Genomic DNA, 3,072 nt, shown 5'->3' on the forward strand with positions numbered 1-3,072 from the left:
GGGGGGAGAAGGTGAAAACCTCTGGGAGAAGAGCCCGAGTTTCCTCCTGCGCTTGCCTGCCCCCCCCGACTTGCCGGGACAGCCGGGAAGGAAGGGCCGGGGGGCCGGCCCCCCCCCCCCCCCCCCCCCCCCGCTCCTGGTCGATGACGTCGCGCAGCAGCCGCTCCCCGCGCCCGGCGTCCCCCGCCTCCAGCAGCACGCTGCCCAGCCGGGCGCGGAGCACGGCCACCTGGGCGCGGGCGCCGAGGCGTTCGGCGTGCTCGATCGCCTCCTCGTAGTCGGCGGCGGCCGCCGCGTACTCACCGCCGCGCTCCCGCGCCTCGGCCCGCGCGGAGAGGGCCTCGGCGGTGCCCCAGGCGTCACCGAGGCGCCGGTTGATCTCCAGGGACTCGTCCGCGTCCCGCCGCGCGTCCCCGGCCCAGTCGCTGCGGTTCGCGAGCAGGTTGGCGCGCATCTGGAGGTTGGCGGCCAGCTCCCACTCGAACCCGGGGGTGTCCCGGCAGGTGCGGACGGCGGCGTCGACGGCCGTGCGCAGCCTGGCCATGTCGCCGCTCAGCATCACGGCGAACGACCAGAACATGCCGGGCGGACGGCACAGCTGCGGCAGGCCGGGCTCGTAGCTCGCGGCGATGACGCGCAGCCGGTGCCGCGCCCGCGGGGTCTGCCAGTCGTCCAGCTCGGTGTCCATGCAGGCCATGTGGGTCAGGTGCACACCGCGCCGGGCCTCGGCGAGGACCTCCCCGGTCATCGGGGGCGGGGCGTCGGTGCAGCGCCGCCGCACCGGCGCGGCGGGCCGGACCGGTTCGGTGAAGGGGTCGGGTCCGAGGGCCATGACCTCGCGGCACCAGTTGCGGGCCTCGACGCGCAGGTCGCGCATCTGCCAGTACCAGGCCAGCGACAGCGTGAGGCACAGCGCCTCCTGCTCGTCGCGCAGGACGAGGGCGCGGCGCAGGGCCGTGCGCAGGTTCTCGTACTCGCGCTCCAGGCGTCCGACGGCGGCGAGCTGGTCCGGGCCGCGCAGCGACGGGTCGGTGGTGCGGGCGAGTTCGCGGTAGTGCGTCAGATGCGCCCGCTCGGCCCCGGCGCGCCCTCCCGCCTCGTCCAGCCGCTCGGCCGCGTACTCGGCGACGGTCTCCAGGAGCCGGTAGCGCATCCCGCCGTCGCCCGAGGGCGCGGCCACCACCAGGGACTTGTCCACGAGGGAGCCGAGCGCCTCGAGCGCGGCCGGGCCGCACACGGCCTCGGCGGCGGCGAGGTCGCAGCCGCCCGCGAAGACCGACAGCCGGCCCAGCACGTCGCGTTCGTCCTCGTCGAGCAGGTCCCAGGACCAGTCGACGACGGCCCGCAGGGTCTGCTGCCTGGGCAGGACGGTGCGGCTCCCGGTGGTGAGCAGCCGGAAGCGGTCGTCGAGCCGGTCGGCGATCTGGCGCGGGGTGAGCATCCGCAGCCGGGCGGCGGCGAGTTCGACGGCGAGCGGCAGTCCGTCGAGGCGGCGGCAGATCTCGGCGCAGGCCGCCGCGGTGTCGGCGTCGGCGTCGGTGCGGAAGCCGGGGCGGGCGGCGGCGCCCCGGTCCGCGAGCAGCCGCAGCGCGACCGGCTCGGGCAGCGGCTCCACCGGACGCAGCAGCTCCCCCGGGACCCCGAGGGGTTCGCGGCTGGTGGCGAGCACGGTGAGGTGGGGGCAGCGCTGCAGCAGCGTCTCGACGAGCCGGGCGGCGGCGTCGACGACGTGCTCGCAGTTGTCCAGGATCAGCAGCATGCGGCGGCGGCCGCAGTGCTCGGCGAGCCGGTCCAGGGGGTCGTCGTGCCGGTCGGCGACGGCCCGCATGCCCTCGGCGCCGGCCCCGTACAGGACGGTCTCCCGGGCGCCGACCGCGGTGAGGACGGCCTCGGGGACGGCGCCGGGATCGTCGACCGGGGCGAGTTCGGCGAGCCACACACCGTCGGGGACGGTCCGCCGCACGGTTTCGGCGGCCTCCTGCGCCAGCCGGGTCTTCCCGGACCCGCCCGGCCCGAGGAGGGTCACCAGCCGGGCGGCGGCGAGGTCCGCGCGGATGGCCTCGATGTCCGCCTCGCGGCCGACGAACGAGGTCAGCCGGGCCCGCAGGTTGCCCGGTGGCGCGCTCCCCCGGGCCCCGGCCACGGGGTCCTGCCCGCTTTCCAGCAACTCGGCGTGCAGCGCCCGCAGTTCGGCGCCGGGGTCGGACCCGAGACGGTCCGCGAGCAGGCGCCGCACGTCCTCGTAGGCGGCCAGCGCCTCGGCGGTGCGGCCGGTGTCGCGCAGGGCGCGCAGCCGCAGGGCCTGGAGGGGTTCGTCGAGGGGGTGGGCGTCGCACAGGGCGGTCAGCTCGGGCAGGGACCGCTCGGCCCGGCCGAGGGCGAGGCCGGCGGTGTGGCGGGCGCGCAGCGCGTCCAGGCGCCGGGCCTCGGCGCGGGCCGCCTCGGCGGTGCGGTCGGGGAGGTCGGCGAGGGCGGGCCCGCGCCACAGGGCGAGGGCGTCGTCCAGCAGGGCCTCCGCCCGGGCCGGGTCCCCGTCGGCCAGGGCGCGCAGGCCCTGGCCGGTCAGCCGCTCGAAACGGTGCAGGTCGACGTCGTCGGGCGGGGCGGTGAGCCGGTAGCCGCCGTCGGCCAGGGCCACGGCGTCCGCGCCGAGCACCCGGCGCAGCCGTCCGACCAGGGCCTGCAGCGCTCCCGTGGCGTCGGCCGGCGGTCCGCCGTCCCAGATCTCGTCGACCAGCAGGCGTACGGGTACGGTCCGGCCGGCCCGCAGGGCGAGCACGGTCAGCAGCGCACGCAGCCGCGCCCCGCCGACGGGGACGGCGCTGCCGTCGGGCCGGAGTGCCTGGGTGGTGCCGAGGATGCGGTAGCGCACGGGGCTCATTCTCTCCGGTGGCGGCCGCAGCGGTCGCGGGGGGCGGGGGGGGGGGGGGGGGGGGACCCCCCCCCCCCCCCCCCCCCCCCCCCCCCCCCCCCCCCCCCCCAGCGGGCGATGAGGAAGTACATCGGGACGAGGACCGTCTCGAAGGCGAGGAAGAACAGGACCAGGTCGAGGACGGCGAAGGTCGCGAGGGT

The 3,072-nt window shown here is 77.9% G+C and carries 1 protein-coding gene; it reads right to left on the bottom strand.

Annotated features, from left to right (window positions below; all coding sequences use genetic code 11):
* On the bottom strand, nucleotides 1-2,881 hold a 2,881-nt coding region (locus ACZ56B_RS06130; protein WP_468786754.1), incomplete at its 3' end, for a BTAD domain-containing putative transcriptional regulator.
* Nucleotides 2,882-3,072: the final 191 nt, after the last annotated feature.

The sequence above is a fragment of the Streptomyces sp. NPDC034670 genome, assembly GCF_055574875.1.